This window comes from Vibrio sp. 378 (assembly GCF_033339435.1).
In genome coordinates, this window is sequence record NZ_JAWOUO010001201.1 from 1 (window position 1) to 516 (window position 516).

Genomic DNA, 516 nt, shown 5'->3' on the forward strand with positions numbered 1-516 from the left:
CGCACACATTGGCAGACGTGTTCAGTACGAATTACAGCGACGGTTTAAACCGTGTGTATCGCTGGGGCTACTTAGCTGTGCGCTTCATGATAGAGAAGCATCCTGAAGACGTTACTGAACTGTTAGGTTACTCGCGTACCGGCCAATACAAAGAGTGGGTAAAACTGCTTGAACGATTAGCGCCTGCTTACAATACCGAGTTTCATTCGTGGCTGGATGAGGTGACGAAAGACATTGACGATTCGGATATTTCTCAACCAAAACCGAAAGAGAAGCCAAAGAAAATCGAACTCAATACCAGCATCCAAGTAAACGGTAAAAAGTTCTCTGAAACGCTCTTCTTTGTCGATGTTTCAGAAAGTTATAATCAACTGGAAGTGTCTATCTCCGGCACTGGTGATGCCGATCTATACGCTTGTTACGACAAAGTATGCCACTACTTCGAGTACGAATGGTCGAACTGCACCCATGGCAGTAACGAAACGATTTCAATCCCAAAAAATGAAGACGGGTCGA

Annotated in this window: 1 protein-coding gene; it reads left to right on the top strand. The window is 45.0% G+C overall.

Features of this window, described 5'->3' with window-relative positions; translation table 11 throughout:
- Positions 1 to 516: collagenase (locus R7Q48_RS31135; RefSeq protein ID WP_318134286.1), on the top strand; the 516-nt coding region annotated here is incomplete at both ends.